The organism is Cupriavidus sp. FW306-01-F10A (assembly GCF_058782785.1).
The window spans coordinates 61,436-86,599 of sequence record NZ_JBYSYA010000017.1 but is presented as its reverse complement, the minus strand read 5'-3'; the positions used below and the strand labels follow the sequence as shown (position 1 = coordinate 86,599).

Below are 25,164 nucleotides of genomic sequence, written 5' to 3'. Positions count from 1 at the left end.
CCGGACCGCGGCCGTTCCTGTTCCGCCTCTTCGCGGTCACCTGAGGGCCGGAGGAGGCGCTCGCCCATCTGCCAGACAGTGCTCCCATGACCACCACCGCCATCGCCCGTTCCTGCCTCTTCGTTCCCGCCAACCGGCCGGAGCGCTTTGCCAAGGCCCACGCAGCGGGCGCCGATCGCGTCATCCTGGACCTGGAGGATGCCGTGTCCGAGAGTGACAAGGACCGCGCCAGGCAACTGCTGGCGGACTACCTGGACGCCGGCGGCACCGGCCTGGTCCGCATCAACGCCACGCAGACGCGCTGGTTCGAGGATGACATGCGCGCCTGCCTCCGTGATCGCGCGTGCTGCGGACCTGCTGAAGCAGGCCGGTTGAGGCACCGAACACTGCATTCGGAAATGCGGCAGGCCCCCAATGCTTTCTGTCGAAGCGAATGGCTCGTTCCGAACTTTCGAATTGGAAGCAGCGGCGGCACCGTGCATAGTGGACGTCAGGCAATCAGACCACAGAGAGACGTGATGGACGTTGTGAAGTTGAAGGAATGGGTTGGGAAGACGACCGAAAGCCAGGACGAGGTGACAGCGTTTCCCGTCAAGGCACTCGCGGCGACGCTCGACTACGATGCCCCGGCGCCCGTACGCGGCGATGCCATTGCACCGCTCTGGCACTGGCTCTATTTCCTGCCGCTGCACCGGCAATCCGAGATCGGTTCCGATGGCCACGCCAGCCGCGGCGGCTTCCTGCCGCCAGTGCCGCTGCCGCGCCGCATGTGGGCTGGCGGCCGTCTGTGGTTCCACCAGCCGCTGCGTATCGGCGATGCCGCCTCCAAGGTGTCGCGCATCCTCGATGTCAGTGCCAAATCCGGACGCAGCGGCTCGCTCGCCTTTGTGACGGTCGAGCACCAGTACTACGGCGGCAACGGACTCGCGGTTACCGAAGAACACGACATCGTCTACCGCGAGAACGCATCGCCGAACGCGCCCACACCGGAACCGGTGCCGGCGCCGACGGGCGAAGAATGGGTGCACGAGGTGGCGACCGACCCGGTGCTGCTGTTCCGCTTTTCCGCGCTGACCTTCAACGGCCATCGCATCCATTACGACAAGCAGTACGTGACCGCGGTCGAGCACTACCCGGACCTGATCGTCCACGGTCCGCTGCAGGCGATGCTGCTGCTCGAACTGGTGCGCAAGAACCTGCCGGATGCAGTGGTCAAGAGCTTCTCGTTCCGAGGCGTGCGGCCGACCTTCGTGCCCCAGCGCATTTTTGTCTGTGGCAAGCGCAGCGAGGACGGCAAGACCGTCGAGCTGTGGATCCGCCATGAAGACGGCGCCCTCGCGATGAGCGCGACGGCTGAACTGAACTAACCCCAAAAGTTGTTGGAGACAAGGCTGTGCAGAACAGAATCGATGAATACCAGGAAATCCGTGAAGCCGTGCGCGACCTGTGCGGCCAGTTCTCGTCGGAGTACTTCCGAAAGGTTGACGAAGTGCGGGGCTATCCCGAGGAATTCGTTAACGCGCTGACCCAGGCCGGCTGGTTGGCCGCGCTGATCCCGGAGGAGTATGGCGGCTCGGGCCTGGGCCTGACCCAGGCGTCCGTCATCATGGAAGAAATCAATCGTGCCGGCGGCAACTCTGGCGCCTGCCACGGCCAGATGTACAACATGGGCACGCTGCTGCGCCACGGTTCCACCGAACAGAAGAAGCTGTACCTGCCCAAGATCGCCAGCGGCGAACTGCGCCTGCAATCGATGGCGGTGACCGAGCCGACCACCGGCACTGACACTACCAAAATCAAGACCACTGCCGTGCGCAAGGGCGACAAGTATGTCGTGAACGGCCAGAAGGTGTGGATCTCGCGCGTCCAGCATTCGGACCTGATGATCCTGCTGGCCCGCACCACGCCGCTGGCCGAGTGCAAGAAGAAGTCCGAAGGCATGTCGATCTTCCTGGTGGACCTGCGCGAGGCCTTCGGCAAGGGGCTGACGGTGCAGCCCATCATCAACATGGTCAACCACGAGACCAATGAGCTGTTCTTCGACAACCTGGAGATTCCGGCGGAGAACCTGATCGGCGAGGAAGGCAAGGGCTTCAAATACATCCTGGATGGCCTCAACGCCGAACGCACCCTGATCGCCGCCGAGTGCATCGGCGACGGCTACTGGTTTATCGACAAGGTGACCAAGTACGTCAACGAGCGCATCGTCTTCGGCCGGCCGATCGGCCAGAACCAGGGCGTGCAGTTCCCTATCGCCAGGGCCTTCGTCAACGTGGAAGCGGCCAACCTGATGCGGTTCAAGGCCGCGAAGCTGTTCGACGCGCACCAGCCCTGCGGCGCCGAAGCCAATATGGCGAAGCTGCTGGCCGCGGACGCGTCGTGGGAAGCGGCCAACGCCTGCCTGCAATATCACGGCGGCTTTGGCTTCGCGGCGGAGTACGACGTCGAGCGCAAGTTCCGCGAGACCCGGCTCTACCAGGTGGCGCCGATTTCGACCAACCTGATTCTTTCCTACGTCGGCGAGCATATCCTGGGGATGCCGCGGTCGTTCTGAGGGTTTGCTTCAGTGGCCTCTGGCCTCTCATGACCCCTCACGGAGTCCGCATTACCGATTGTGTGCTCCCTTTCCCGCTTGCGGGAGAGCGGTGGGTGAGGGCCAGGGATGGCACGAAGTCGAGTTCCAGGGGCCGCGTTGCCTGGTGTAGACCGCGTCTCGCAGGGTAGATTTGGCCCAAGGTGCGCAGATTTCGCACGCGGCAGTACAACCGTCGCCTCTATGAGTGCTGGTGGCGCGCCAGTTGCACGCCTGGAACGACATTTGCGTGGGATTTTTTTACCCGCCGGCAGATGGCGGGCCCTGAACAGCCGCCGCGGACATTGCATCTGCCATGGCCCGTGCCGGATGACCGCGGCTGTCATGGAGACGACCATGCCAAGGGCATCGAGCATAGCCCAAGCCAGGGCAGACAAGAGAGCAGGCAAGTCGCCGACCACCCAGGCCGGCCATTTCGTTCGTGACGAGATTGAAGCCGTGCGCAAGGGTAAGCACGGCGTGCGCTCGGCCAAGCAGGCCATAGCGATCGGCTTATCGGAGGCGCGCCGCGCCGGCGTCGATGTGCCGCCGAAGAAGGGCGCGACCAAGGCGGAAACCAAGTCCGCCGCCGCCAAGGCTGCGCCGCGCCGCGCGAGTTCAGAAAGCACGGCCAAGCGCTCCGAGGCAGCGCTCAAGGCACTCAAGCGCGAGAGCACCGCCGGCGCTTCTCCCAAGGCGCTGTCCGCCCAGGCCAAGAGCGCGGCAAGCAAGCGCACCGCGACCGATCGCTCGGCTGCGGCGAAGAAGGCGGCGAGCACCAAGGGTGCTGCCGGTCGCTCCGAAGCGGCCCGCAAGGCCGCTCGCACGCGTGCGGCAAAGAAGGAGTCAGCGCGTTAGCCAACCAGCGTACCGCTGTCGGCAAGCTGCGCGCCTGGCACGCGGCGCTCTCCGGCGTTCACCGCACTGAACCGACACGGAGGTAAGCCACCCACTCTCACTGTGCGGTCGAGCAGCGAGTAGGTCTCTTCGGCCAGGGGCTGGCGTAGAATCTGCCAGTGCGCCCTCGGAGCGCGGAACGCCGGGGACACCGGCTTCGATCATGGCGCGTTTGGCGCTGACCTTGTCGCCTACGCGCCGGATCGAAGCCGCCGTAGGCCCGATGCATACCAACCCGTCCCTTCCAACGGCTTCGGCAAAATCGGGGCGCTCTCGGACAAGAACCCATACCCGGGATGCGATGGTCTTTCACGTCGTGTGTCCGAGGCTTCCCCCGCGGAATAAGCTTCTTCGCCCCCCTGAATTGAGAGCCACAGATGCAATTGCCCCGCAAGCTGTTTCCCATGGCCGCCCTGCTGGCCTCACTTGCTGCCGTCGGCCAGGCGTCCGCGGCGCCCTACCCGGATCATCCTGTCGAACTCGTGGTGCCAAGCACGGCTGGCGGTGGTACCGACACGGTTGCGCGGGCCTTCAGCGAAGCCATGCGAAAGTATCTGCCGCAGCCGCTGACCGTGGTGAACAAGCCGGGTGCCAGCGGCGCAATCGGCATGACGGAAGTGGCCCGCGCCAAGCCCGATGGCTACAAGCTTGGCATCATCATCGCCGAAGCCGTGATCGTCCCGCATCTCGGGCCGACCACCCTCGACGCCGCCGCGCTGGTGCCGATCGCGCGCCTGAATGCCGATCCGTCCGCGATCACGGTCAAGGCCGACTCGCGCTGGAGCACCATCGAGGCGTTCCTGGAATTCGCCAAGGCGCACCCGGGGGAGGTGCAGGTCGGGAACTCCGGCCCGGGCTCGATCTGGCACCTGGCGGCGACGGCGCTGGAGGACAAGGCGCACGTCAGGTTCAATCATGTGCCGTTCTCCGGTGCGGCGCCGGCCCTGGTGGCGTTGATGGGCGGGCATATCGACGCGGTGGCCGTCAGTCCCGCCGAAGTATCGGCCTATGTGGCCGCAGGCAAGGTGAAGACGCTCGCGGTGATGGCCGGACAGCGGGTCAGGGGCTTCGAGAACGTTCCGACGCTGCGTGAGCGCGGTATCGATCTCTCGATCGGCACATGGCGCGGACTGGCCGCGCCCAAAGGCACGCCATCTGAAGTGCTCGAAACCCTTGCGGCCGCCAGCCGCAAGGCGGTGGCGGATCCTGTCTTCGTGGCGGCGCTGGGCCGGCAGAACCTTGGGATTGCCTATGCCGACGCCGTGACCTTCAAGGCGATGATCGCGGCAGACAACGCGGTGATGAAGGCACTGGTTGCCAGGACCAACCTGCGCAAGTGAGGCAGCGCGTCCGCATCAGGCGGCTGCCCGGGCGGCGAAGGCCGCGAGGTCGAAGCGCGCGGCGGGCTGCCGCCCGGCGAGCGCGTCCAGCAGGTTGCGCGTGGCGAGTTCGGCCATGGCGCGCCGGGTCTCATGCGTGGCCGAGCCGATATGGGGCAGGGCCGTCACCCTGGGATGGCTGCGCAGCGGTGAATCCTGCGGCAGGGGCTCGGTGGCGAAGACGTCCAGCCCGGCGGCGCGCAGGTGGCCGCTGTCGAGCGCCGCAAGCAGCGCGTCTTCCTGCACGATCTGGCCGCGCGCGCCGTTGACGAAGATGGCGCCCGGCTTCATCAGCGCGAACTCGCGGCGGCCCATCAGGCCGCGCGTGCTGTCGGTCAGGGGCAGCGTGACGGCGACGATATCGGCGCGCCGCAAGGCATTGTCGAGTTCCGTGCGGGCTGCGCGTCCCGCCAGGTCGGACGGTTCCGCTGCGGTCTCGTTGACATAGAGCACCTCCATGCCGAAGCCGAGCGCCGCGCGGCGTGCCACGGCCTGGCCGATGCGCCCGAAGCCCAGGATCGCCAGGATCTTGCCGTGCACGTCCCAGCCGAACAGGTTTTCACCGATATTGGCAGTCCAGCGGCCTTCGCTCACGTGGGCCGCCAGTTCGACCAGCCGACGGCTCGTGGCCATGATGAGCGCGAAGACGGTGTCGGCGGTGGTCTCGGTGAGTACGCCGGGCGTGTGGCACAGGGTGATGCCGCGCCGGTGCAGGCAGGGGAGGTCGTAGTTGTCGACCCCCACCGAAATACTCGAGATCACCTCCAACTGGCCCGCTTCGGCCAGTTCCGCCGCGCTCAGCTTCACGCTGGAGCCGATCAGGCCGTGGGCGTTGGCCAGCGCGGCGCGGAAGGCAGGCCGTTGTGCCGGCTGGCGCGGGTCGGCCACGATCACATCGTGTTCCGACTCGATCCTGGCGAGCAGGTCGTCAGGAATCGGGCGGAACACCAGGACATTCTTGCGCATGGGTAATCCTTGCAGTGGCATCACAACATGGCGGCCGCCAGCTGGGCATGGGTCGGCAGGCCTTCGGTATCGCCGCGCACCTGCACCGCGCGGGCGCCGATCCAGGCGCCGCGCCGGACGGCATCGGCCACCGGGCGGCCCTCCAGCAGCGCGCTGATCACGCCCACGGCAAAGCCATCGCCGGCGCCAACGGTGTCGACGACACGCTCGACGCTGAATGCCTCGACATGGCCGGTGCCGGCCTCGCCATCGAAGTAGGCGCCGTCGGCGCCCAGCTTCACCACCACCAGCCTGGCGCCGCGCGCGCGGTAGAAGGCGGCAATGCGTTCCGGCTCGGCGTGGCCGGTGAGGAAGTGGCCCTCTTCGATGCCGGGCAGCACCCAGTCGCACTGCTGCGCCAGGTCGTTCAGCGTCTCCCGCATCAACTCGGGCGAGGCCCACAGCGTGGGCCGCAGGTTGGGATCGAAAGAGATCGTGCGGCCGGCGGCCTGCATGGTGGCGATGGCCTGGCGCGTGGCAGCCTGCGTGCCTGCGGCCAGCGCGGGGAACACGCCGGTGACGTGCAGGTGCCGCGAGCGCCGCAGCCACCTGCCGTCCAGGTGCTCCGGGTTCATGCGGCTGGCCGCCGAGCCGCGGCGGTGGTATTCGACGGGCGGATCGCTGCCGTCGTCGACCCGGCCCTTGAACTGGAAACCGGTGCGCTCACCGGGCTCGCACACCACCTGGCTGCAATCCACGCCTTCGCGCTGCATTTCACCGAGCAGGTAGCGGGCCATCGAGTCGTCGCCCAGGCGGCTGGCCCATCCGACCTTCAGGCCCAGGCGCGACAGGCCGATGGCCACGTTGGTCTCGGCACCGGCGGTGCGCTTGTGGAAGGTCTGTGCGCCTTCGAGCGGCCCGGCTTCGCCGGCGACCAGCATCAGCATCGCCTCGCCCAGCGTGACCACGTCAAGATCGGTGCTCATGCGGGGACCTCCACCGAGCGCAGCAGTTCGACATGATGGCGCGTGACCTGCACCAGGTCTTCGCCTTGCAGGGGGAATTCGATCGCACGCGCAACGTGCGTGGGCAGGCGGCGCAAGACGCTGCGCCAGGGTGCCGCCGACTGGTCCAGCGGCACCGCGATCCATTTGGCGGGCGTGCGCTGCACGCCTTTGCAGTGCACGTAGCCGACGCCGGCGCCGAAGACCTGCGCGGCGTCGAGCGGGTCTTCGCCGGTCCAGTGCCAGTTGCCCATGTCGAAGGTCATCGGCACGTTCTCGCCGAGCGCCATGATACGCGCGAAGAAATCGCGCAGCGGCGGCACGGTGCCGGCCTGGGCGGTCTGGTCGTTTTCCACGACGAGTTCGATGCCATCGTGCCGCAGCCAGGGAAGCAGTGCTTCCAGTGCCGTGCCTTGCCGATAGCCGCCAAGCGACATCTTGACCCGGGTCGCACCGAGCGCCAGCGCGGTCGTGAAGGCACGGTCGAGCGCGGCGGCATCGAGGCTGCCGGCTTCGCTCCAGAGGCCTTCCGGGCTGGACCAGACCACGCTCAGCCCATGCTGCCGCGCGACCTCGCGCTGTTCAATGACTTCATCCTTGTGCCCGCGCTGGAGTTCGCCGCGGAATTCCACGCCGTCCGCGCCGGCTGCCGCGGCAATCCGCGCCAGCGCGGCCTGTCCGTCGCGCAGGGCGAGGTCGGCGCCATAGGCTGTCAACGAGATCAGCACCGGCGGGCGCGAAGCACCATCTGCTTGCCACTGGCTCATTTCAGTGCTCCCGCGCCGAGGAATTGCAGCAGTTCCGGTGTCCGCGGCTGCGCGAATAGCGCCTTCGATGGCCCCGCCTCGTGGACCTTGCCCTGGTGCATGAAGATGGTGGTATGCGCCATGCGGCGCGCGAACTCCATTTCATGCGTGACCAGCACCATGGTCATGCCGGAGGCGGCCAGGTTCTCCATGACCCGAAGCACTTCCGCCGTCAGCTCGGGGTCGAGCGCGGAGGTGACCTCGTCGAACAGCATTACCTTGGGCTCCATCGCCAGCGAACGGGCGATGGCCACGCGCTGCTGCTGGCCGCCCGAGAGCTGCTCGGGGTAGCAGTCCTTCTTGTCGAGCAGGCCGACCTGGGTCAGCACCTGGTCGACGATGCCGTCGATCTTGCCGGCTGCCATCTTCTTCACGATGGACGGCGCCAGCGCGATGTTCTCGCCCACGGTCAGGTGCGGAAACAAGTTGTAGCTCTGGAACACCATGCCCACGTCGCGGCGCAGGTCGAGCAGGCGCTTGCGGTCGTGATCCAGCTTGTGTCCGGCGACGGTGATATTGCCGGCGTTGATCGTCTCCAGGCCGTTCAGGCAACGCAGCATGGTGCTCTTGCCGGAGCCGCTGCGGCCGATGATGGCGACCACCTGGCCCGGCTCGATCGCAAACGAAACGCCCTTCAGGACTTCGACGGCGCCATACGACTTGTGCACGCCTTGTGCTTCAACGATTGACATGGAGCCTCCTTTCCATGCGCCGGGCTGCCGCCGACAGCGGGAAGCAGAGCGCGAAGTAGATAAGTGCGACGACGACGAAGACCGCGAAGGGCTGGAAGGTCGCGTTGTTGATCAGCTGGCCGGCGCGGGTCAGTTCGATGACGCCGATGATGGAAGTGATCGAGGTGTTCTTGACCAGCTGGACCGAGAACCCGACCGTGGGCGGCAAGGCCAGCCGCACGGCCTGCGGCAGCACCACGTAGCGCAGCTGCTGCCAGCGGGTGAGGGCAAGCGCTTCGCTGGCCTCCCACTGTCCTTGCGGCACGGCCTCGATGCAGCCGCGCCAGATCTCGCCAAGGTAGGCGCTGGCGTAGATCGACATCGCCAGCATGGCCGCGACCATCGGCGACAGCTTGAGCCCGAGCACGGAGAGTCCGTAGTAGCTCAGGAACAGCACGATCAGCACCGGCGTGCCTTGCACGACCTGGATATAGGCCGTGCTGGCCAGGCGCAGCAGCGGGCTTCCGGAGGTACGCGCCAGTGCCACCAGAAAACCGGCCAGCGTGCCGCCGACGAAGGCGAGCAAGGTCACCCACAGCGTCCAGCGTGCCGCCAGCAGCAGCATTTCAAGATGATTCCAGGAGAACTCGGTGATCATTTCGCGCTCCCAGCAACCGCTGCCGTCAGTTCCGTTTGCGCCAGCGGCACGATCCGGGCCGTGCGGGCCAGCTTTCGTGCGCGCGCCACCACGCGGCGCCGCTTGAACACCAGGTTGCCGATCAGGCCGAACATGGCGCGCAGCAGCAGTGCCAGCCCGATGTAGATGAACATGACCAGGATGTAGCTCTCGAAGGTGCGGAAAGTCTGCGAATCGACCTGGCTGGCGACCGCGGTCAGCTCTTCCACCGAGATCGTCGACACCACGCTCGAGGTCAGCATCATCAGCGTGAACTGGCTGGTCAGGGCCGGATAGACCTTCTCGAAGGCCGGCACCAGGGCGACGTGGCGGATCAGCTGCCAGCGTGTCATGCCCAGCGCGGCGGCGGCCTCAAGTTGCGAGCGGTGAACCGCCTGCAGGCCGGCCCGGATGATCTCCGTCGAGTAGGCGCCGAGGTTGACAGTCATCGCGATCACCGCGGCGGTGACGGCATCGATCTGCAGGCCCACGGTCGGCAAGCCGAAGAAGATGATGAAGAGCTGGATCAGGAAGGGCGTGTTGCGGATGGCTTCGACATATGCCCTGGTGGCACGCTGCAGCCACGGACCGCCAAAAGCGGCGGCAATCGCGCCGGCGGTGCCGACCACGGTGCCAAGCAGGATCGAGCCGAAGCTGAGCGCCAGCGTCATCGCCGCGCCTTCCGCGAAGCGGTCCAGCTGCGACAGCACCGGGGTCCATTCGAATTGGTAGTTCATGCGGGTCTCCTGGCACGCCGGCTGGCGCCGGCGCGCAACCTCAGACGGCCTGGTTCAGAACGCTTGCAGCGTGGGCAGCGCCTTGCCGGTCCACTTCTGCGCAATGGCGTCGAGTTCGCCGTTCAGCTTGACGTAGGAGATGGTGGTGTTGAGCCACTGGCGCAGCTCGAAGGCGTCGCGGCGCACGGCCATCGAATTGGGTTGCACCGAGAACGCGAACTTGGCGTCGAACTTGCCGGCGCCGCGCGCCTTCATGATCTCGTTGCCGGTGGTATTGGGCAGGGCAATGGCTTCGACCTGGTTGCTGATCAGCGCCTGCGCGCAGGTGGCATCGTCCTCGAAGCGGACGATGTTCATGCCGGGCACGGCCAGCCGGGTCAGCGCGGTGTCCTGTGTGGTGCCGCGCGTCACGCCGACCTTCTTCTTCCCGAGCTCAGTCAGCTTGGCGTACTTGGCGGCGACGGGCGCAAAGATGGTCAGCTCGAACGCGCTGTAGGGCGCGCTGAACATGATGGCCCGCGCCCGCTCGGGCGTCGGCGCCAGCGTCGCCACCAGGAAATCGACCTTGCCGGCCTCCAGCGCCGGAATCCGGCTGGGTGAGGTGAGCGGGACGATATCGACCGGAACGCCCAGGTACTTGCCGAGCAGGTTGGCCACGTCGACGTCATAGCCGGCGGGTTTGCCGGTGGCGTCCGTGGTGCCGAAGGGCGGGGCGCCGGTCACCACGCCGATGGTGACCTTGCCCTTCTTGACGATCTCGGCGACGGTCTGCGCCTGGGCGGTGAAAGCGGCGCTGGTCAGGACCAGCAGAGTCAGCACGGGCGCGGCTACGCGGCGCAACAAGCGTTGGACGTTCATTTATGTCTCCTGCACGTATATGGGTGTGTCGCTGGCGTCGCAGCGTTTCGGCAAGCACCGTCTTGAAACCGGTTTCAGGATTATAGGAAACCGGTTTCAGAGATCCAACAGTGGAAACCCTTACGGGCGAAAAATGCGTTTGGCGGATGCGGAAACAGGCACGTCAGGCACCTGCTGGACGTGCCAGGCGGGTGCAGGCGTGGATCAGGCGGGCACGGCGGACGCCGGTGGGGAAGGGCTCTGCAATCAGGCGCGGCGCGTGGATCCGCGCGTGACCAAGGTGCCGGGCAACAGCACCCGGCGCGGCGGCAGTTGCGCGCCTTGCAGGCGCTCGATCAGGCAGTTGGTGGCGACGCGCCCGATATCGTCGGTGGGCTGGGAAATGGCGCTGAGGCCGGGGCCGACCAATGCCGCCCATTCCGGATCATCGAAGCCGATCAGGCCCAGGTCGGTGCCAAGCTGCCAACCCAGTCTGGCGGCCGATGCGGCCACGCGCAGCGAGATCACTGCGTTGGCCGCCAGCACCGCAACGGGTGCCTGTCCGGCGCCACGGCGCAGGGCGCGCAGCGCTTCATCGAGGGCCTCGTCGTCACCCCGCTGGGCTTCAAAAACGGTCCCGCCAACCGTGTCCGCGTGTTCGGCGACAAAGGCCTGGAACGCGCGCGCGCGCTCGTTGCGCGAGCTGATGGCCTTGATCGGCTCGCTGATGAACAGCAGGCGCCGATAGCCGGCTTCGACCAGGTGGCCGGCGGCTTCCTGGACGGCGGTCTGGTTGTCCAGGGCCACCAGGTCGACTTCGGCATCGCCGACCTTGCGGTCGACCAGTACCACTGGCTTGCCCAACTGCGCCGCATCGGCCAGGGCGCCGGCATCGTGGCCCAGCGTGTGCAGGATAAAGCCTTCGACCCGGTAGGCGGACAGCGAGCGGATGGCTTCGCGCTCAAGTTGCTCGTCATTGCCGAGGTTGAACAGCATCACCATATAGCCGGCGTCGCGGCAGGCCTTCTCGACGCCGCGCAGCACGGCCACCGAGAACGAATTGGAGACATCCGCGACCACCAGCCCGATCAGGCGCGACTTGCCGCGCTTGAGCCCCTGCGCCATCGGGCTGGGGCTGTAGCCGAGCGCGCGGATGGCCGCGGCGACGCGCGCCTCCACGTCCGCGGACAACTGCTCGCCGCCCCGGTTCAGGTAGCGCGATACGGTTGCCTTGGAGACGCCCGCATAGTCGGCAACGTCCTGGATGGTGAGCTTCTCTGCAGGTTTCTGGTCGGACACAGGTCGGGTAACTGGGCGCGGCATAGGATTCGGGTCTCGGTGAAACCAGTTTCACGATTATGCCTCGGGCGTGTCGGGATGTGCCAGCATCCGGGTTTTTACGCGTCCAAACGTCAGAACGTTCCATGGAACGCGACTGCGGCGGACAGAGGGTCCGCCTTGGCTCTGGAAAATGACCTGCCCGATTGCCTCGGGCAGGTCACGGTGTCCGTCAGGCCAGCCTGGTTTCGACGTGGATGTTGCCGTGCAGGGCCTTCGAGTACGGGCAGGTCCGGTGCGCGGTATCCACCAGCGCCTGGGCCACTTCACGGTCAATGCCGGGGATGTGGACATTGAGCCGGGCCTGCAGCAGATAGGCCTCGCCAGCCGTGCCCAGGTCAACCTCGGCGTCGACCGAGAGCTCGGCCGGCAGCTTCACTTTCATCTTGCCGGCGGCCAGGCCGATCGCGCCGATAAAGCACGCCGACCATCCCGCGGCGAGCAATTGCTCCGGGTTCGTGCCCGGGCCTTTGGTGCCCGGCGAGGACAGTTGAAGCTTCAGCCGGCCGTCGTCGCTGTGGGCTTCGCCGTCGCGTCCGCCTGCAGTGATGTGGACTTTGCCGGTGTACAGCACTTTTTCGATACGGGTCATGATGCGTTCCTTGTTTATTCAGAAAGTCGGGGCTCAGGCGTAGGCGCCGTCAAGATAGGGATCGACACTGCGCGCCGGGTCCGCCGAAACGCCGGTGCGGTCCAGGCCGGACAGGGTGCGCGCGCCGTCGTAGTACGGATCCACGTTGCGCGCACCGTCCGTGAACGGGTCGACTGCGCGCGCGCCATCGCTGTATGGGCTGCGTGCCTCCTGCACGGAGCGGGCACCGTCGGTGAACGGGTCCCGCGCGCCCGCTTGGGACGGTGCGGCGGCCTGCGCGCCGGCAGCGGCGGCAACCAGGGCGATGGCGAAGACAAAACGCTTGGCGATGTTGTGGGTAGTCATGATCGTCTTCCTTAAAGGTTTGGGTTCGGTATTGCGCGGCAGGGACTGGCTTGGTTGATGTTCGCCGCCGGGCCACGGAATGCATTTAAGGCGATCGATGTATCTGCCCCGTAGCGCGTGAGGGGTGTGTCTGTCGGAACACGTATCGTTGTGGCAGCGTGATACAGACGGGTACAAATCCATGCGCGAACGGGTTGGGGAGCCGCATCGGCAAAGAACTGGGACAGGCCTATGCGCCACATTCGACGCCTCTGCCTGCACCTAGGGTTTCTCCCGAGAATCGCCCGTACTCCCTTGTTTTGATTGTGATTCTGGTAGCACGGCAGCCGTTGCAGGTCGCGATGGTGACGAATTTCCGCCTTGACCATCCGTCCGAACCGTCGATAATGCAAACGTTTGCAAAGGAGATCAGACATGAAAACTTCCAGCGAGCGGCAGGCGCCACAAGGCGAGCGCCTGGCGCTGATCGAGGATGAACACTCGGTGACAGGCGTGGTCCAGGCGGCCATGGCCAATACGACGAATCCCCGCTTGCGCTTCATCATGGATTCCCTGGTGCGGCACCTCCACGGCTTCCTGTCCGAGGTGCGGCTGTCCGACGAGGAATTCGAGCTTGCCCTGGGGTATATCGCCAGTCTCGGCCATGCGACCAATGCCAAGCACAACGAGGTTGTCCTGGCTGCCGACGTGCTGGGGCTGTCGACGCTGGTGACAGCCATGAACAACAGCACCAGGGACGGGCGCACGCCCGGCGCGCTGCTCGGCCCGTTCTATCGCGCCAACGCGCCGCGCTATGACTGCGGTGACTGCGTGGTGCAGGACGATGCGCCTGGCTTGCCGCTGCTGGTCAGCGGCACCGTGCGGGCGACCGATGGCACGCCGCTGCCAGGCGCGCTGGTCGAGATCTGGCAGGCGTCGCCGGTGGGACTGTATGACAACCAGGATCCGACGCAACCCGACCGCAACCTGCGCGGCTGCTTCCATACCGATGAAAGCGGCGGCTATCACTTCCGCACGGTACGGCCTGCAGGGTATCCGGTGCCGACCCACGGCCCGGTAGGCACGTTGCTGGCCGCACAGCAGCGCCATCCGTACCGGCCGGCGCATATCCATTTCATCGTTGCGGCGCCGGGCTACCGCACGCTCGTGACCCAGGTGTTTGCCGACACGCCGGAAAAGCTGGAATCCGATGTCACGTTCGGCGTGCAACGGCAACTGGTTGGCGATCTCCGGCTACACCACCATGGCCGCAGCCCGTGGGGCGATTTGCCGGCACCGTTCTACACGCTGGCGTTCGATTTCACGCTGGAGCCCGGCGAGCAGACCTTCCCGAAGCCGCCGATCGACTGACGACCCGATCGACTTACCCTGACCCATTCCCAAAAGAACCATGAGTGCTAATTCTCTTTCCGGCAAGGTGGCCGTGATCCTCGGCGGCACCGGTGCGATCGGCTTTGCCGCCGGTGAAACGCTGGCGCGCCTTGGCGCGAGCGTGGTGCTGACCGGGCGCGACGCCGACAAGGCGGCCAGTGCCGCGGCGGCCTTGCCGGCCGGCAACCATCTTGCCGCCGTGGCCGAGGTTGCCGACAGCGCCTCGCTGCGCGCGCTGGCCGACGAGGTCATCCATCACTACGGCCGCGTCGATATCCTGGTGAACACCGCAGGCTTTACGCGGGCGATCCCGCACGCCGACCTGGACGCGCTGGACGATGCGCTGATCGATGAACTGTTTGCCGTCAACTGGCGCGGGCAGTTTGCCGCGATCCGTGCGTTCGCGCCGCACCTGCGCGCCAATGGCGACGGGCTGGTGGTCAATGTCGGGTCCATCGCCGGCCGTACGGGGCAGGGCAGCAACGTTGCGTACTGCGCTGCCAAGGCCGGGCTCGATGTCATGGCGATGTCGCTCGGGCGCGCGCTGGCGCCGCAAATCCGCGTGCTGAACGTTTCACCAGGCGTGGTCGATACCGCTTTCGTGCCGGGACGCGACAGCGGTTTCAACGAGCGCGCCGCCAGGTCGACGCCGCTAAAACGTGTTGGCCAGGCACAGGACGTGGCCGATGCCATCGCGGCCTGCGCGACCTCACTGCGCTTTGCCACCGGCACCACCATCGTCGTGGACGGCGGCCGCCAGCTCGGATAGGCCAGGCCCCGCATGTCCACCCAACCACATTTCCACCACTGACCTTCGCTCATGCACGCACGCAAGACCATCATCACCTGCGCGGTGACCGGCAATATCGTCACCCCGGAGCAGCACCCCGGCTTGCCGGTGACGCCGGCCCAGATTGCCGACGCCGCGCTGGAAGCCGCCGAGGCCGGCGCAGCTGCCGCCCACATCCACGTGCGCGACCCCGAAACCGGACGGCCGTCGATGTCGCTCGACTACTACGCCGATGTCATCGACCGCATCCGCAAGCGCAACCGCTCGCTGATCATCAACCTCACCACCGGACCCGGCGGCCGCTTCGTGCCGAGCGAGGACGAGCCGCGCGTGGCGGCGCCGGGCACCACGCTGCTGCATCCCGCGAAGCGCGTCGAACACATCGCGGCGCTGCGCCCGGACGTCTGCTCGCTCGACCTGAACACCATGAACTCCGGTGGCGACGTGGTCATCAACACGCCCACCAACGTACGCAAGATGGCCGGCGTGATCCGCGCGGCCGGCGTCATGCCCGAGCTGGAGATCTTCGATTCCGGCGACCTCAACATGGCGCTCGACTTCATCCGTGAGGGTGTGCTGGACGGCCCCGGCCTGTGGACCCTGGTGCTTGGCGTGAAGTACGGCTTTGCGCCCACGCCGGAAACCATCTTCTACGCGCGCAACATGCTGCCCGCCGGCGCCCACTGGTCGGCCTTCGGCATCGGCCGCGCGGAGTTCCCGATCGTGGCCCAGGCATGGCTCGCAGGCGGACACGTGCGCGTCGGCATGGAAGACAACATCTATCTGGAGAAGGGCGTGCTGGCGCCGAGCAACGCCGCGCTGGTCGCCAAGGCGCGCGACATCGTCAGGTCGCTTGGCGGCGAGGTTGCCTCGGCGGCCGAGGCCCGGCGCACGCTTGGCCTGCGCGAGGCCTGATCCCGGCCATACCGAACGAAATATTTGAGGAAGGAAGCACCATGAACACCATTCGAGTCAGCGAGAAAGCCGCCAATATCGATGCCCTGCAGCTCGAGCTGCTCGGCGTGCCGCGCCCGGAAGCGGCGGCGGGTCAGGTCATCATCGAAGTGGCCAGCGCCGGCGTGAACCCGAGCGACGTGAAGGCAACGCTCGGCCTGATGCCGCATGCGGTCTGGCCGCGCACGCCAGGCCGCGACTATGCAGGCCTGGTGGTCGACGGTCCCTCCGAACTGCTGGGCCAGCAGGTCTGGGGCAGCGGCGGCGAACTCGGCATCCGCCGCGACGGCACGCATGGCAAGTACCTGCGCATCCAGGCCAGCGCCGTGCGCGCCAAGCCGGCGTCGGTGTCGCTGCTGGAAGCCGGCGCCGTGGGTGTGCCGTTCATTACCGCCTATGAAGGGCTGCGCCGCGCGGGCATGCCGCAGGCTGGCAGCACCGTGCTGGTGTGTGGCGGCAATGGCAAGGTGGGGCAGGCAACGATCCAGATCGCCACTGCGCTCGGCGCGCGCGTCTTTGCCGTGGAGCGCACCGCGGAGGCGTATCGTGGCCATGCCAGCGGCGACGTGCGCATGATCGATGCCAGCAGCGAATCCATTGCCGCGGTGGTGCGCGAAGAGACCGACGGGCACGGTGCGGACATCGTCTACAACACAGTGGGAAGCCCCTACTTCGAACAGGCCAACCAGGCCATGGCGATTGGCGCGGCGCAGATCTTCATCTCGACCATCGAGAAGCCGGTGCCGTTCGACATCTTCGCCTTCTATCGTGGCCAGCACACCTATGTGGGCGTCGACACCCTTGCGCTGGACAGCAACGCGTGCGCGGGCATCCTTGACCAGCTCGCACCGATGTTTGCCTCGGGTGCGCTGCGGCCGTTCCCGGTCCTTTCCGACTACACCTATGCGCTCTCCGATGCCAAGGAGGCCTACCGGGCGGTCCTGCAGGGCGCGACCGAACGCGTGGTGCTGAAGCCATGAACACGACCCGGTTCGCACAGGCGCCGGCCTATTTCCCGGCCAACCACGAAGGCATGCATTGCCTGCGCCTGCAAGGGCATGAAGCGGGACCGTCCGAAGCCTTGTGGATGGGGGTCTCGGTGCTGCTGCCGGGCGGCCATACGTCGATGGATGCCTCGCCCGTGGAAAAGCACTACGTCGTGCTGGAAGGCGAAGTCTGCATCGCCACGCCCGACGAGCGCGTGACGCTGGGCCAGTTCGATTCCGTGCGCCTGGCGCCGGGCGAAGCGCGGCAGGTGTCGAACCCGGGCAATCGGCCGGCGATGCTGCTGCTGGCGATGCCGTATCCCAAGCGCTGATTTTCTCGGGCCGGACTGCAAACGATTGCAAAAAAATCGGGCAGACGGCCCGGCCACAACAACCACGACAAACCAGGGGAGACAAATGAAATCCATCGGAAAGCGCAGCCATCTGCTCATGCTGGCCATGGCCGCAGCCTGTGGCGGCGAGGCCTGCGCGCAGTCAGCCGTGACGCTGTACGGGCGCATCAATACGGCACTGGAGTATTCCTATGCCAACACCGCGACCGACGGCACCCGCCTTGGCGGCGTGGGGCGCCTGACCAACAACCGCTCGGTCTTCGGCATGCGCGGCGAAGAAGGCCTGGGCGGCAGCCTGAAAGCCATCTGGCAGATCGAAAGCAATTTTTCGCTCGATACCGGCCAGGGCCAGGTGGCCGGGCGCAATACGCGGGTGGGGTTGCAGGGCGATGCCGGCACGCTGTTCCTGGGGCATTGGCAGACCCCGTACACCGAATCGACCACCGCCTACGATCCGTACTATCCGACCACCGCCGGCTATATGGCGCTGATCGGCAACGGCTCCACCTCCAGCTCCGACAACGTCCAGGACACCAGCTCGTTCGACCGCCGGCAGAAGAACATCATCGTCTACAAGTCGCCGTCGTTCGCCGGCTTCAGCGGGGCCGCGGCGTGGGGCGTGAACGAGGAGAAGACCACCATACCGCGCAATCCCGGCTTGTATTCGTTCTCGGCCGCCTACGACAACGGCCCGCTCAATGTGGTGCTGGCCTATGAAGTCCACCAGCACTACCAGACCGCCGGCCGCAACGACGATGCGATGAAGGCGGGCGTCTCGTACAAGTTCCCCACCACCACGGTGGCGCTGCTCTATGAACGGCTCCACTACCGCACCGCGACCGGCGACCTGACCCGCAACGGGTACTACGCCTCGCTGGTGCAGAAGCTCGGGCCGGGCAGCGTGCGCGTCGGCTTTGGCCTTGCCAGCAATGGCGCGGGCAATGCGACCGAGACCGTGGGCTTCTTCCGCAGCGGCGCGGAAACGGGCGCCACGCAGGTCACGGTCGGCTACGACTATCCGCTGTCCAAGCGCACTGCGCTGTATGCGTACTACAGCCGCATCAACAACAAGCGCAATGCGATCTACGACTTTGCCATCAATGAACTGGGCGTGAGCGCGGGTGCTGACCCGCAGACGGTCGCGCTTGGCATGCGGCACTTCTTCTGATGTGAGGAGACACAGAATGATCCGATCCATCCAAGGCACGGTGCTGGCGCTGGCGTCATCGCTCATGCTGGCGGCCGCACCCGCCGCCCACGCGCAGCCGCAATATCCCGGCAAGCCGATCCGGCTGGTGGTGCCGTTCTCGGCGGGCAGCGCCACCGACATCCTGGCGCGCATCATCGGCAGCAAGATGGGCGAGGGCGGCAGCTACCAGGTGATTGTCGACAACCGCCCCGGCGCCGGCGGCACCCTGGGCGCCACCGGCGTGGCCAAGGCGGCGCCGGACGGCTACACGCTGATCCTGGTTTCGGTCGGGCACGCCATCAACGCCACGCTGTATCCCAAGCTCTCGTATGACACGGTGAAGGACTTCGCGCCGGTCTCGCTGGTGGCCACGGTCCCCAATGTGCTGGTGGTCAATGCCGCCAGCAAGTACAAGTCGGTGCGGGACGTCGTCAACGCCGCCAAGGCGACGCCAGGCGCGCTGAACTTCGACTCGGCGGGTTCCGGCAGCTCAACCCACCTGAGCGGCGAGATGTTCAAGATGCAGGCCGGCATCGACATCGTCCATATCCCGTACAAGGGCACGGGCGAAGCGCTGACCGACGTCATGGCTGGCCGGGGCGACATGATGTTCGCGCCCAGCGTATCGGCCATGCCGTTCGTCAGGCAAGGCAAGCTGCGGGCGCTGGCGGTCACCACGGCCAGGCGCGTCAGCGCGCTGCCGGAGATTCCCACGGTGGCGGAGTCCGGCTTCCCCGGCTACGCGTTCGACTCCTGGTTCGGCGTGCTGGCGCCCGCCGGCACCCCCAAGGAAATCGTCGATGCGCTCAATGCCGAGATCGGCAAGGCATTGGCCGCACCGGACGTGCGCGAGCGCCTGGCCGCCCAGGGCGCGGAGCCAAAGCGCTCGTCGCCGCAGGAGTTTGCTGCCTATATCCAGGCGGAGATCGGCAAGCTGGCGCCGGTGGTCAGGCAATCCGGCGTGCAAGCGGGGCAGTAGCGGCAGCCCGCGGGCGTGCGGCGACGGCGCGGGGCTGGCTTAGAATGGTGGTTTCCAACCCTCCCCGGGCTGCCGCCCCGCCAACTGCCGTCATGCCCGAGCGCAAGCGCCTCACCCTGAAAGACCTGGCTGCCGAGATCGACGTGCATTACTCGACCATCTCGCGAGTGATGAACCCGGCCACGCGGCACCTGGTGGCTGAGGACGTGGCGGCCCGCATCCTGGAGGTTGCCGAGGCGCGCGGCTTCCGCCCCAACCGCATCGCGGCGGGGCTGCGCACCCAGCGTTCGGGACTGGTGGGCGTGGTACTGCCCGATATTTCCAACCCGGTGTTTCCGCCTATCCTGGCCGGAATCGAATCGGTGCTGGCGCAGCAGGGCTACGTGCCGATCGTGGTCAATGCCGGTACCGACAAAAGCCGGCAGCGCTTTGTCATCGACCAGATGATCGGCCGGCAAGTCGAAGGACTGGTGCTTGCCACCGCGGAACGGGACGATCCGATACTCGCCTACTGCCTCAAGCAGCATATCCCCGTGGTCACGGTCAACCGGGGCGACGACACGGGCCGGGTGTCCTGCGTGGTGAGCGACAACCTGCTGGCCATGCGGCAGACGGTCGACCACCTGGTCGGCCTGGGCCACCGCCGCATCGGGCATATTGCCGGACCCGCCACGCTGTCGACCGGCTTCCTGCGTCGCGAGGGCTTCCTTCAGGCGGTCAAGCGCCACCGCCTGCGCCGCGGGGAATGGCAAGTCATGGAAGCCGCCAGCTATTCGCGCGAGGCCGGCCGGCTCGCATGCGAGCAGCTCTTCGCGGCCTTCCCGCAGGTGACCGCCATTGCCGCCGGCAATGACCTGGTGGCGATGGGCTGCTACGACTACCTGCGCGAGCACGGCATGCGTTGCCCCGATGACGTCTCGGTGGTGGGCCACAACGACATGCCTTTCGCCGACGCCCTGACGCCGCCGCTGACCACCGTGCGCATCGCCGTCCATGAAATGGGCGAGGAAGCAGCGCGGCTCCTGCTCAGGAAGATCGACATGCCAGCTTCCGATGCCGTCACCGTGCAACTGACGCCGCAGCTGATCGTGCGGGGTTCCACGGCTGCGCCGCGCGCAATGGAATAGAGTGAATCGCGGCGATGTGGGGTGTCAGGCGCGGGCGCCGTCGGCGCACGCAGTTACCGGGCAACGCCGTACCGGGCAGCGGGCTGGTCACGCGAAAGATTGGGGCCGAGCGCGGCGCGTGCTGCCTCGAACGTGTGCCAGTGGGCCACCTCGGGCAACGACGGCACGGTAATCACCTCGCCCTGGTCCAGCCCTGCCAGGGCCGCGTCGACCAGGTCGTCGCCGCTCATGACCATCGATTGCGGCAGGTTCTCGACCGGCTGGCCGGCGGTGTCCCAGAACTCGGTGCGGGTGGCCCCCGGCAGCACGGCCTGGATGCGCACGCCCTTGCCGGCAAGCTCATGCTGCAGCGACTGGGTAAAGGCCAGCACATACGCCTTGGAGCCGCCGTAGACACCGTTCAGGACCTCGGGCGCGACCGCCACGATCGAGGCGATATTGATGATCGTGCCCTGGCCGCGCGCGACGAAGGCCGGGGCGGCGGCGTAGGTGAGCCGGGTCAGGGCCGTGACGTTGAGCTCGATCATTGCCTGCATGGTGTCGACATCCGAATCCAGCAGCGGTGCAGCGCCGCCGAAGCCGGCGTTGTTGACCAGCGTGGTGATGCTCGCATCGGTGCGCAGGATCTCTTCGATGCGTCGCACTTCGGCGGCCTGGCCAAGGTCAGCGGTCACGATCTCGACCGAGCGGCCGGTATCGTCGGTAATCCGGCGGGCCAGTGCTTCCAGCCGCGCGCGGTTGCGCGCCACCAGGATCAGGTCGTGGCCCCTGCGCGCCAGGCGCTCCGCATAGATGGCGCCGATGCCGGACGAAGCACCGGTGATGAGGGCGGTGCCGGAATGGTTGTGCGTGGTCATGTCAAAGCTCCAGATTCAGTGGGAAGAGGATGTCCGTAGCGGTCGGCCTGGACCGGCCGGCTGCGTGAAACCAAGATTAGGAGCACAATGGCCATGACGCCAATGTCATAGATGCCACCTTTTCTGCCATGAGGAGTCCGAGATGCATCACGTGGCCCTTGCCCTCTATCCCGGCTTCCAGGCACTGAACCTCGCTGTCTCGACGGTGCTGGAGTTCGCCAACCGCTCGCTTGGAGAGCCGCTGTACAAGGTCCACCTGTTGTCCGAGCATGGCGGACCCGTGTTGAGCTCCGGTGGCTTTTCCGTCAATACCGAGCCGTTTGGCAAGCGCCGCTTCGATACCGTGCTGGTGGTGGGAGACAACGACGTGCTGCCCACGCCGCCCGCGCTGGTGAAGTTCCTGCAACGAGCGGCGCGGACGTCGCGGCGCATCGGTGCCACCTGCACCGGTGCCTTCAACCTGGCGGAGGCCGGGGTGCTGGATGGCCGCCGCGCCACCACGCACTGGTATTACGCGGAGCAGTTGCGGCGGCGCTTCCCGAACGTCGGCGTGGAAGAGGACCGCATCTTCATCATCGATGGCCCGGTCTGGACCTCGGCCGGGATGTCGGCCTGCATCGACCTGGCGCTGGCGCTGGTGGAGAAGGACGCGGGCGCTGCGGTTGCGCGCGATGTGGCGAAGTTGCTGGTCGTGTATCACCGGCGCGCCGGCGGGCAGTCACAGTTCTCGGCACTGCTGGACCTGGAACCGCGCTCGGACCGCATTCGTGCCGCGCTGGATTTCGCGCGGCAGAACCTGCAACAGGAACTCTCGGTAGAACAACTGGCGGATGCGGCGCACCTGAGCCCGCGGCAGTTCGCGCGCGCATTCCGTGACGAGACCGGGCAGACCCCCGCCAAGGCAGTGGAGCACCTGCGCGTGGAGGCGGCCAGGCTGATGATGGAAAGCGGCCGCCATGCCATCGATGTGGTGGCGCGGGATACCGGCTTCGGCGATCGCGAGCGCATGCGGCGTGCCTTCCTGCGGGCCTTCGGCCAACCGCCGCAGGCGATCCGGCGCATGGCGCGCGGCGACGAATTGCAGACTGCGTAGGGGCGGCCGTGGCGGTACAGAGGCATGCAAGCTGGCCGGACATCCGACTTGTTACCCCAGGTACCAATTCCTGTTCCGCGCCATGCCTTTATCCCAGGCCGGCGCGCACATAGAGTTGGTCGCATGACCCCCACCTGATTGGAGCCAGCATGTCTGTGCAAGAACGACTCGCAGCGCGCGGCCTGGTGCTGCCGCAGCCCCCGCAGCCCCTCGGCAGCTATACCGCGGTCAGCCAGGCCGGCGACCTGCTGTTCATCTCCGGGCAGTTGCCCTTGCAGGATGGCAAGGTGGTCTGGCAAGGCCAGGTCGGCAAGGACCTGGATGTCGGGCAGGGCAAGCGTGCCGCCGAGCTGGCGGCGCTCAACGTGCTGGCGCAGATCGATGCCTATCTGGGTGGCTTCGAGCGCCTGGACCACATCGTCCGCGTCGACGGGCACATTTCCAGCGCGCCCGGCTGGTACGGGCAGCCGGCGGTCCTCGATGGGGCCTCCGACCTGTTTGGCGAGGTGCTGGCAGAGAAGGCCGGCCACGCGCGAACCATTTCCTCGCACTTCCAGCAGCCGGCGAATGCGGCCGTGATCCTTGTGGTCATCGCCCAGATCCGGTCTGCATAAGCGCAGCGTGAGCCGTTACGCCGAGAATTTCTCGACCAGGAAGTCGACGAAGGCCCGTACCCGGCGCGAGACGTGGCGCGCGGACGGGTATAGCAGCACAAAGGGGCGTGTACTGCCGCCATAGTCCTTCAGCACCTCCACCAGTGTGCCGTCGCGCAGGTCCTGTTCCACCACGAAGCGGTAAGTCTGGAACAGGCCCGCGCCGGCGCGCACCAGCGTGGCCCCGCCCAGGATGTCTTCTGACGCCGCATACGAGCCGGTGGTCACGACATCCGTGTCCTCGCCGTTGACCTGGAACGTCCATGGGATCCGCCGGCCGCTGCTCGGGCGCTCGAACTGGATGCACTCATGCCTGAGCAGGTCTTCCAATGACTGCGGCGTGCCGGCACGCCGCAGATAGCCAGGCGTTGCCACCACCACCAGCTCAGCGTCTTCCAGCTTGCGCGCGATCAGGTTCGAGTCGTCCGGCGCACGCCCGCGCACCGACAGGTCATAGGTGTCATCGGCGAAGTCCACGTTGCGGTTGCTGATGTGCACGTCGATCTCGACTTCCGGGTAGCGCTCGCGGAATGCCGGCAGCACCGGCAGCACGCGATAGTGCGCGTAAGGGGTCGGCAGGCTGATCCGCAGGCGCCCCGCGGGGGCAGCCTGCTGGCCGCTGATCTGCCGCTCCGCGTCCACCAGCTGCGCCAGTGCGCCGCGGCTCTGCTCGAAATACACCCGGCCTTCGTCGGTCAGGCGGATCTGCCGCGTGGTCCGCACGAACAGCCGCACCCCCAGGCGCTCTTCCAGCCTTTGCACAGTGCGGCTGACTGCGGGCGGCGTCACGCCCGCGGCCACTGCCGCCGCGGTGAAGCTGCCCAGTTCCGCGGCCAGGCAGAACAGCTCGATGCTGCCAAGCTGAAGGTCATCGAATTGCCGTTTCATTGCTTTGCTTGCGACCGCAGGCCGCACCGGATCAAGCGATGTATCCATCATATGTGCGCCACCGGCAGAAGTCGATGTCCGGGCCGTGGCCAGCGCCGAAGTGACCGCGAGGCTGCGCGCGCCAGGCGCGCCGGAGGATTCGTCCCGCTCTATTTGTGCTTGCGGCGCAAGACTGTTTGTGCCGCCAGGGTCTTCGAATGCGAAGGGGAAATGCCTAGATTGGAACCCATCGGAGCCGCCGGCCCGATCGGCAAGCAAGCCGATTCCATCTACATCGAGGTTCAAGAAAATGAGCGCAGCACAGAAAGTCGTTGTCATCACGGGCGCATCGCAAGGCATTGGCGCTGAACTGGTCAAGGCGTTCCGGGAACGTGGCCATCGCGTTGTCGCCACGGCGCGCACCATCAAGCCGTCGGACGACCAGGAGATCCTGGCAGTCGCCGGCGATATCGCCGATCCGTCCACGGCGCGCCGCGTCATCGCCGAAGCCGTGGCAAGGTTCGGGCGCATCGACACCCTGGTCAACAACGCCGGCATCTTCATCGCCAAGCCGTTCACCAGCTATACCGACGAGGACTACGCGGCCGCCACCGGCATCAACCTGACGGGCTTCTTCCATATCACGCAGCTGGCCATCGCCGAAATGGAGAAGCACCGCAGCGGCCACGTGGTCAGCATCACCACCAGCCTGGTCGACCATGCGATCAGCGGGGTGCCGTCGGTGCTGGCCTCGCTGACCAAGGGGGGCCTGAACGCCGCGACCAAGTCGCTGGCCATCGAGTACGCCAGGACCGGCATCCGCGCGAATGCTGTCTCGCCCGGCATCATCAAGTCGCCGATGCATCCGCCCGAAACCCATGCGGGGCTGGGCGCCCTGCACCCGCTGGGTCATATGGGCGAGATGCGCGATATCGTCGATGCTGTCCTGTATCTCGACAACGCGCCGTTCGTCACCGGCGAGATCCTGCATGTAGACGGCGGCCAGAGCGCAGGGCATTGAGCGGACACCCCCGCGGCGCGCGCCGGCGCACCGCGGGTGGTTCCCGACGGCGCGATGGGGGAATACCCGTCGCGCCGTATTGCGTTAATCTTTCGGTGCCCGGCGCCGCGCCTGGCGGTTTTCAA

The 25,164-nt window shown here is 66.6% G+C and carries 27 protein-coding genes and 2 pseudogenes; 16 read left to right on the top strand and 13 right to left on the bottom strand.

Annotation, left to right across the window (positions count from 1 at the left end; all coding sequences use genetic code 11):
* Positions 1-86: 86 nt before the first annotated feature.
* The 4 genes and pseudogenes from AC3WLF_RS22470 to AC3WLF_RS22455 form a co-directional block, all read left to right on the top strand.
* Positions 87-323, top strand: a pseudogene (locus AC3WLF_RS22470) (aldolase/citrate lyase family protein); the annotation flags it as partial.
* Positions 324-518: 195 nt separating this feature from the next.
* A complete protein-coding gene (locus AC3WLF_RS22465; protein WP_492319609.1) occupies positions 519-1,367 on the top strand; it encodes an HTD2 family dehydratase in 849 nt (282 codons plus the stop codon).
* A 26-nt stretch (positions 1,368-1,393) separates the two neighbouring features.
* Complete coding sequence (locus tag AC3WLF_RS22460) at positions 1,394-2,554, top strand: acyl-CoA dehydrogenase family protein (protein WP_492355977.1); 1,161 nt, start codon at positions 1,394-1,396, stop codon at positions 2,552-2,554.
* A 375-nt stretch (positions 2,555-2,929) separates the two neighbouring features.
* Positions 2,930-3,430, top strand: coding sequence for a DUF6496 domain-containing protein (locus AC3WLF_RS22455; RefSeq protein WP_492319610.1), 501 nt, complete (start codon positions 2,930-2,932; stop codon positions 3,428-3,430).
* Positions 3,431-3,580: 150 nt separating this feature from the next.
* On the opposite strand, the pseudogene AC3WLF_RS22450 reads toward AC3WLF_RS22455, so the two are convergent.
* Positions 3,581-3,810 (bottom strand): annotated as a pseudogene (locus AC3WLF_RS22450) (biotin carboxylase N-terminal domain-containing protein); the annotation flags it as partial.
* Between the two features lie 36 nt (positions 3,811-3,846).
* Between AC3WLF_RS22450 and AC3WLF_RS22445 the strand changes: the two are divergent.
* Complete coding sequence (locus AC3WLF_RS22445) at positions 3,847-4,809, top strand: tripartite tricarboxylate transporter substrate binding protein (protein WP_492319482.1); 963 nt, start codon at positions 3,847-3,849, stop codon at positions 4,807-4,809.
* Between the two features lie 15 nt (positions 4,810-4,824).
* On the opposite strand, the gene AC3WLF_RS22440 is transcribed toward AC3WLF_RS22445, so the two are convergent.
* From AC3WLF_RS22440 to AC3WLF_RS22395, 10 genes are all read right to left on the bottom strand, one after another.
* Complete coding sequence (locus AC3WLF_RS22440) at positions 4,825-5,814, bottom strand: 2-hydroxyacid dehydrogenase (RefSeq protein WP_492319483.1); 990 nt, start codon at positions 5,812-5,814, stop codon at positions 4,825-4,827.
* Between the two features lie 20 nt (positions 5,815-5,834).
* A complete protein-coding gene (locus AC3WLF_RS22435) occupies positions 5,835-6,779 on the bottom strand; it encodes a sugar kinase (protein WP_492355978.1) in 945 nt (314 codons plus the stop codon).
* Positions 6,776-7,564: a sugar phosphate isomerase/epimerase family protein gene (locus AC3WLF_RS22430; protein WP_492319485.1), complete on the bottom strand. Its 789-nt coding sequence runs from the start codon at positions 7,562-7,564 to the stop codon at positions 6,776-6,778. The genes AC3WLF_RS22435 and AC3WLF_RS22430 overlap by 4 nt, the downstream gene beginning before the upstream one ends.
* Positions 7,561-8,295: an amino acid ABC transporter ATP-binding protein gene (locus tag AC3WLF_RS22425; protein ID WP_492351369.1), complete on the bottom strand. Its 735-nt coding sequence runs from the start codon at positions 8,293-8,295 to the stop codon at positions 7,561-7,563. Before AC3WLF_RS22425 ends, AC3WLF_RS22430 begins: the two co-directional genes overlap by 4 nt.
* Entirely contained in the window at positions 8,282-8,932 is a 651-nt protein-coding gene (locus tag AC3WLF_RS22420; RefSeq protein ID WP_492340418.1) for an amino acid ABC transporter permease, read from the bottom strand. Before AC3WLF_RS22420 ends, AC3WLF_RS22425 begins: the two co-directional genes overlap by 14 nt.
* Positions 8,929-9,687, bottom strand: coding sequence for an amino acid ABC transporter permease (locus tag AC3WLF_RS22415; protein WP_492319488.1), 759 nt, complete (start codon positions 9,685-9,687; stop codon positions 8,929-8,931). Before AC3WLF_RS22415 ends, AC3WLF_RS22420 begins: the two co-directional genes overlap by 4 nt.
* Positions 9,688-9,741: 54 nt before the next feature.
* Complete coding sequence (locus AC3WLF_RS22410; RefSeq protein ID WP_492319489.1) at positions 9,742-10,545, bottom strand: transporter substrate-binding domain-containing protein; 804 nt, start codon at positions 10,543-10,545, stop codon at positions 9,742-9,744.
* A 246-nt stretch (positions 10,546-10,791) separates the two neighbouring features.
* Entirely contained in the window at positions 10,792-11,847 is a 1,056-nt protein-coding gene (locus AC3WLF_RS22405; protein ID WP_492319490.1) for a LacI family DNA-binding transcriptional regulator, read from the bottom strand.
* A gap of 187 nt (positions 11,848-12,034) precedes the next feature.
* On the bottom strand, positions 12,035-12,454 hold the full coding sequence (locus AC3WLF_RS22400; protein ID WP_492358865.1) for an organic hydroperoxide resistance protein: 420 nt from the start codon (positions 12,452-12,454) through the stop codon (positions 12,035-12,037).
* A 33-nt stretch (positions 12,455-12,487) separates the two neighbouring features.
* On the bottom strand, positions 12,488-12,799 hold the full coding sequence (locus tag AC3WLF_RS22395; protein ID WP_492319497.1) for a hydroxyquinol 1,2-dioxygenase: 312 nt from the start codon (positions 12,797-12,799) through the stop codon (positions 12,488-12,490).
* A gap of 414 nt (positions 12,800-13,213) precedes the next feature.
* Here AC3WLF_RS22395 and AC3WLF_RS22390 point away from each other — a divergent pair, with 414 nt between their 5' ends.
* From AC3WLF_RS22390 to AC3WLF_RS22355, 8 genes are all read left to right on the top strand, one after another.
* Positions 13,214-14,149, top strand: a complete 936-nt coding sequence (locus tag AC3WLF_RS22390; RefSeq protein WP_492319498.1) for a dioxygenase family protein — start codon at positions 13,214-13,216, stop codon at positions 14,147-14,149.
* 40 nt (positions 14,150-14,189) lie between these two features.
* Positions 14,190-14,939, top strand: coding sequence for an SDR family NAD(P)-dependent oxidoreductase (locus AC3WLF_RS22385; protein ID WP_492319499.1), 750 nt, complete (start codon positions 14,190-14,192; stop codon positions 14,937-14,939).
* Between the two features lie 51 nt (positions 14,940-14,990).
* A complete protein-coding gene (locus tag AC3WLF_RS22380; protein WP_492319500.1) occupies positions 14,991-15,875 on the top strand; it encodes a beta-keto acid cleavage family enzyme in 885 nt (294 codons plus the stop codon).
* Positions 15,876-15,916: 41 nt separating this feature from the next.
* On the top strand, positions 15,917-16,894 hold the full coding sequence (locus AC3WLF_RS22375; protein WP_492319501.1) for a quinone oxidoreductase family protein: 978 nt from the start codon (positions 15,917-15,919) through the stop codon (positions 16,892-16,894).
* Positions 16,891-17,232 (top strand): cupin domain-containing protein, encoded by a 342-nt coding sequence (locus AC3WLF_RS22370; protein WP_492319502.1) that lies wholly within the window; start codon positions 16,891-16,893, stop codon positions 17,230-17,232. The genes AC3WLF_RS22375 and AC3WLF_RS22370 overlap by 4 nt, the downstream gene beginning before the upstream one ends.
* Before the next feature lie 85 nt (positions 17,233-17,317).
* Positions 17,318-18,421 (top strand): porin, encoded by a 1,104-nt coding sequence (locus tag AC3WLF_RS22365; protein WP_492351361.1) that lies wholly within the window; start codon positions 17,318-17,320, stop codon positions 18,419-18,421.
* 16 nt (positions 18,422-18,437) lie between these two features.
* Complete coding sequence (locus AC3WLF_RS22360; RefSeq protein ID WP_492319504.1) at positions 18,438-19,421, top strand: tripartite tricarboxylate transporter substrate binding protein; 984 nt, start codon at positions 18,438-18,440, stop codon at positions 19,419-19,421.
* Between the two features lie 92 nt (positions 19,422-19,513).
* Complete coding sequence (locus tag AC3WLF_RS22355) at positions 19,514-20,548, top strand: LacI family DNA-binding transcriptional regulator (protein ID WP_492319505.1); 1,035 nt, start codon at positions 19,514-19,516, stop codon at positions 20,546-20,548.
* Between the two features lie 53 nt (positions 20,549-20,601).
* Here AC3WLF_RS22355 and AC3WLF_RS22350 read toward each other — a convergent pair whose 3' ends face one another.
* Positions 20,602-21,405, bottom strand: coding sequence for an SDR family NAD(P)-dependent oxidoreductase (locus AC3WLF_RS22350; protein WP_492355986.1), 804 nt, complete (start codon positions 21,403-21,405; stop codon positions 20,602-20,604).
* 142 nt (positions 21,406-21,547) lie between these two features.
* Here AC3WLF_RS22350 and AC3WLF_RS22345 point away from each other — a divergent pair, with 142 nt between their 5' ends.
* Together AC3WLF_RS22345 and AC3WLF_RS22340 are read left to right on the top strand one after the other, a co-directional pair.
* The gene (locus AC3WLF_RS22345; protein WP_492319507.1) at positions 21,548-22,498 is read left to right on the top strand and encodes a GlxA family transcriptional regulator; all 951 of its coding nucleotides are present in this window, start codon (positions 21,548-21,550) and stop codon (positions 22,496-22,498) included.
* Positions 22,499-22,647: 149 nt separating this feature from the next.
* The gene (locus AC3WLF_RS22340; protein ID WP_492319508.1) at positions 22,648-23,112 is read left to right on the top strand and encodes a RidA family protein; all 465 of its coding nucleotides are present in this window, start codon (positions 22,648-22,650) and stop codon (positions 23,110-23,112) included.
* Between the two features lie 15 nt (positions 23,113-23,127).
* On the opposite strand, the gene AC3WLF_RS22335 is transcribed toward AC3WLF_RS22340, so the two are convergent.
* Positions 23,128-24,039, bottom strand: a complete 912-nt coding sequence (locus tag AC3WLF_RS22335; protein ID WP_492319509.1) for a LysR family transcriptional regulator — start codon at positions 24,037-24,039, stop codon at positions 23,128-23,130.
* A gap of 289 nt (positions 24,040-24,328) precedes the next feature.
* On the opposite strand from AC3WLF_RS22335, the gene AC3WLF_RS22330 reads away from it, so the two are divergent.
* Positions 24,329-25,039, top strand: coding sequence for an SDR family NAD(P)-dependent oxidoreductase (locus AC3WLF_RS22330; RefSeq protein ID WP_492358864.1), 711 nt, complete (start codon positions 24,329-24,331; stop codon positions 25,037-25,039).
* The last annotated feature ends 125 nt before the right edge of the window (positions 25,040-25,164 follow it).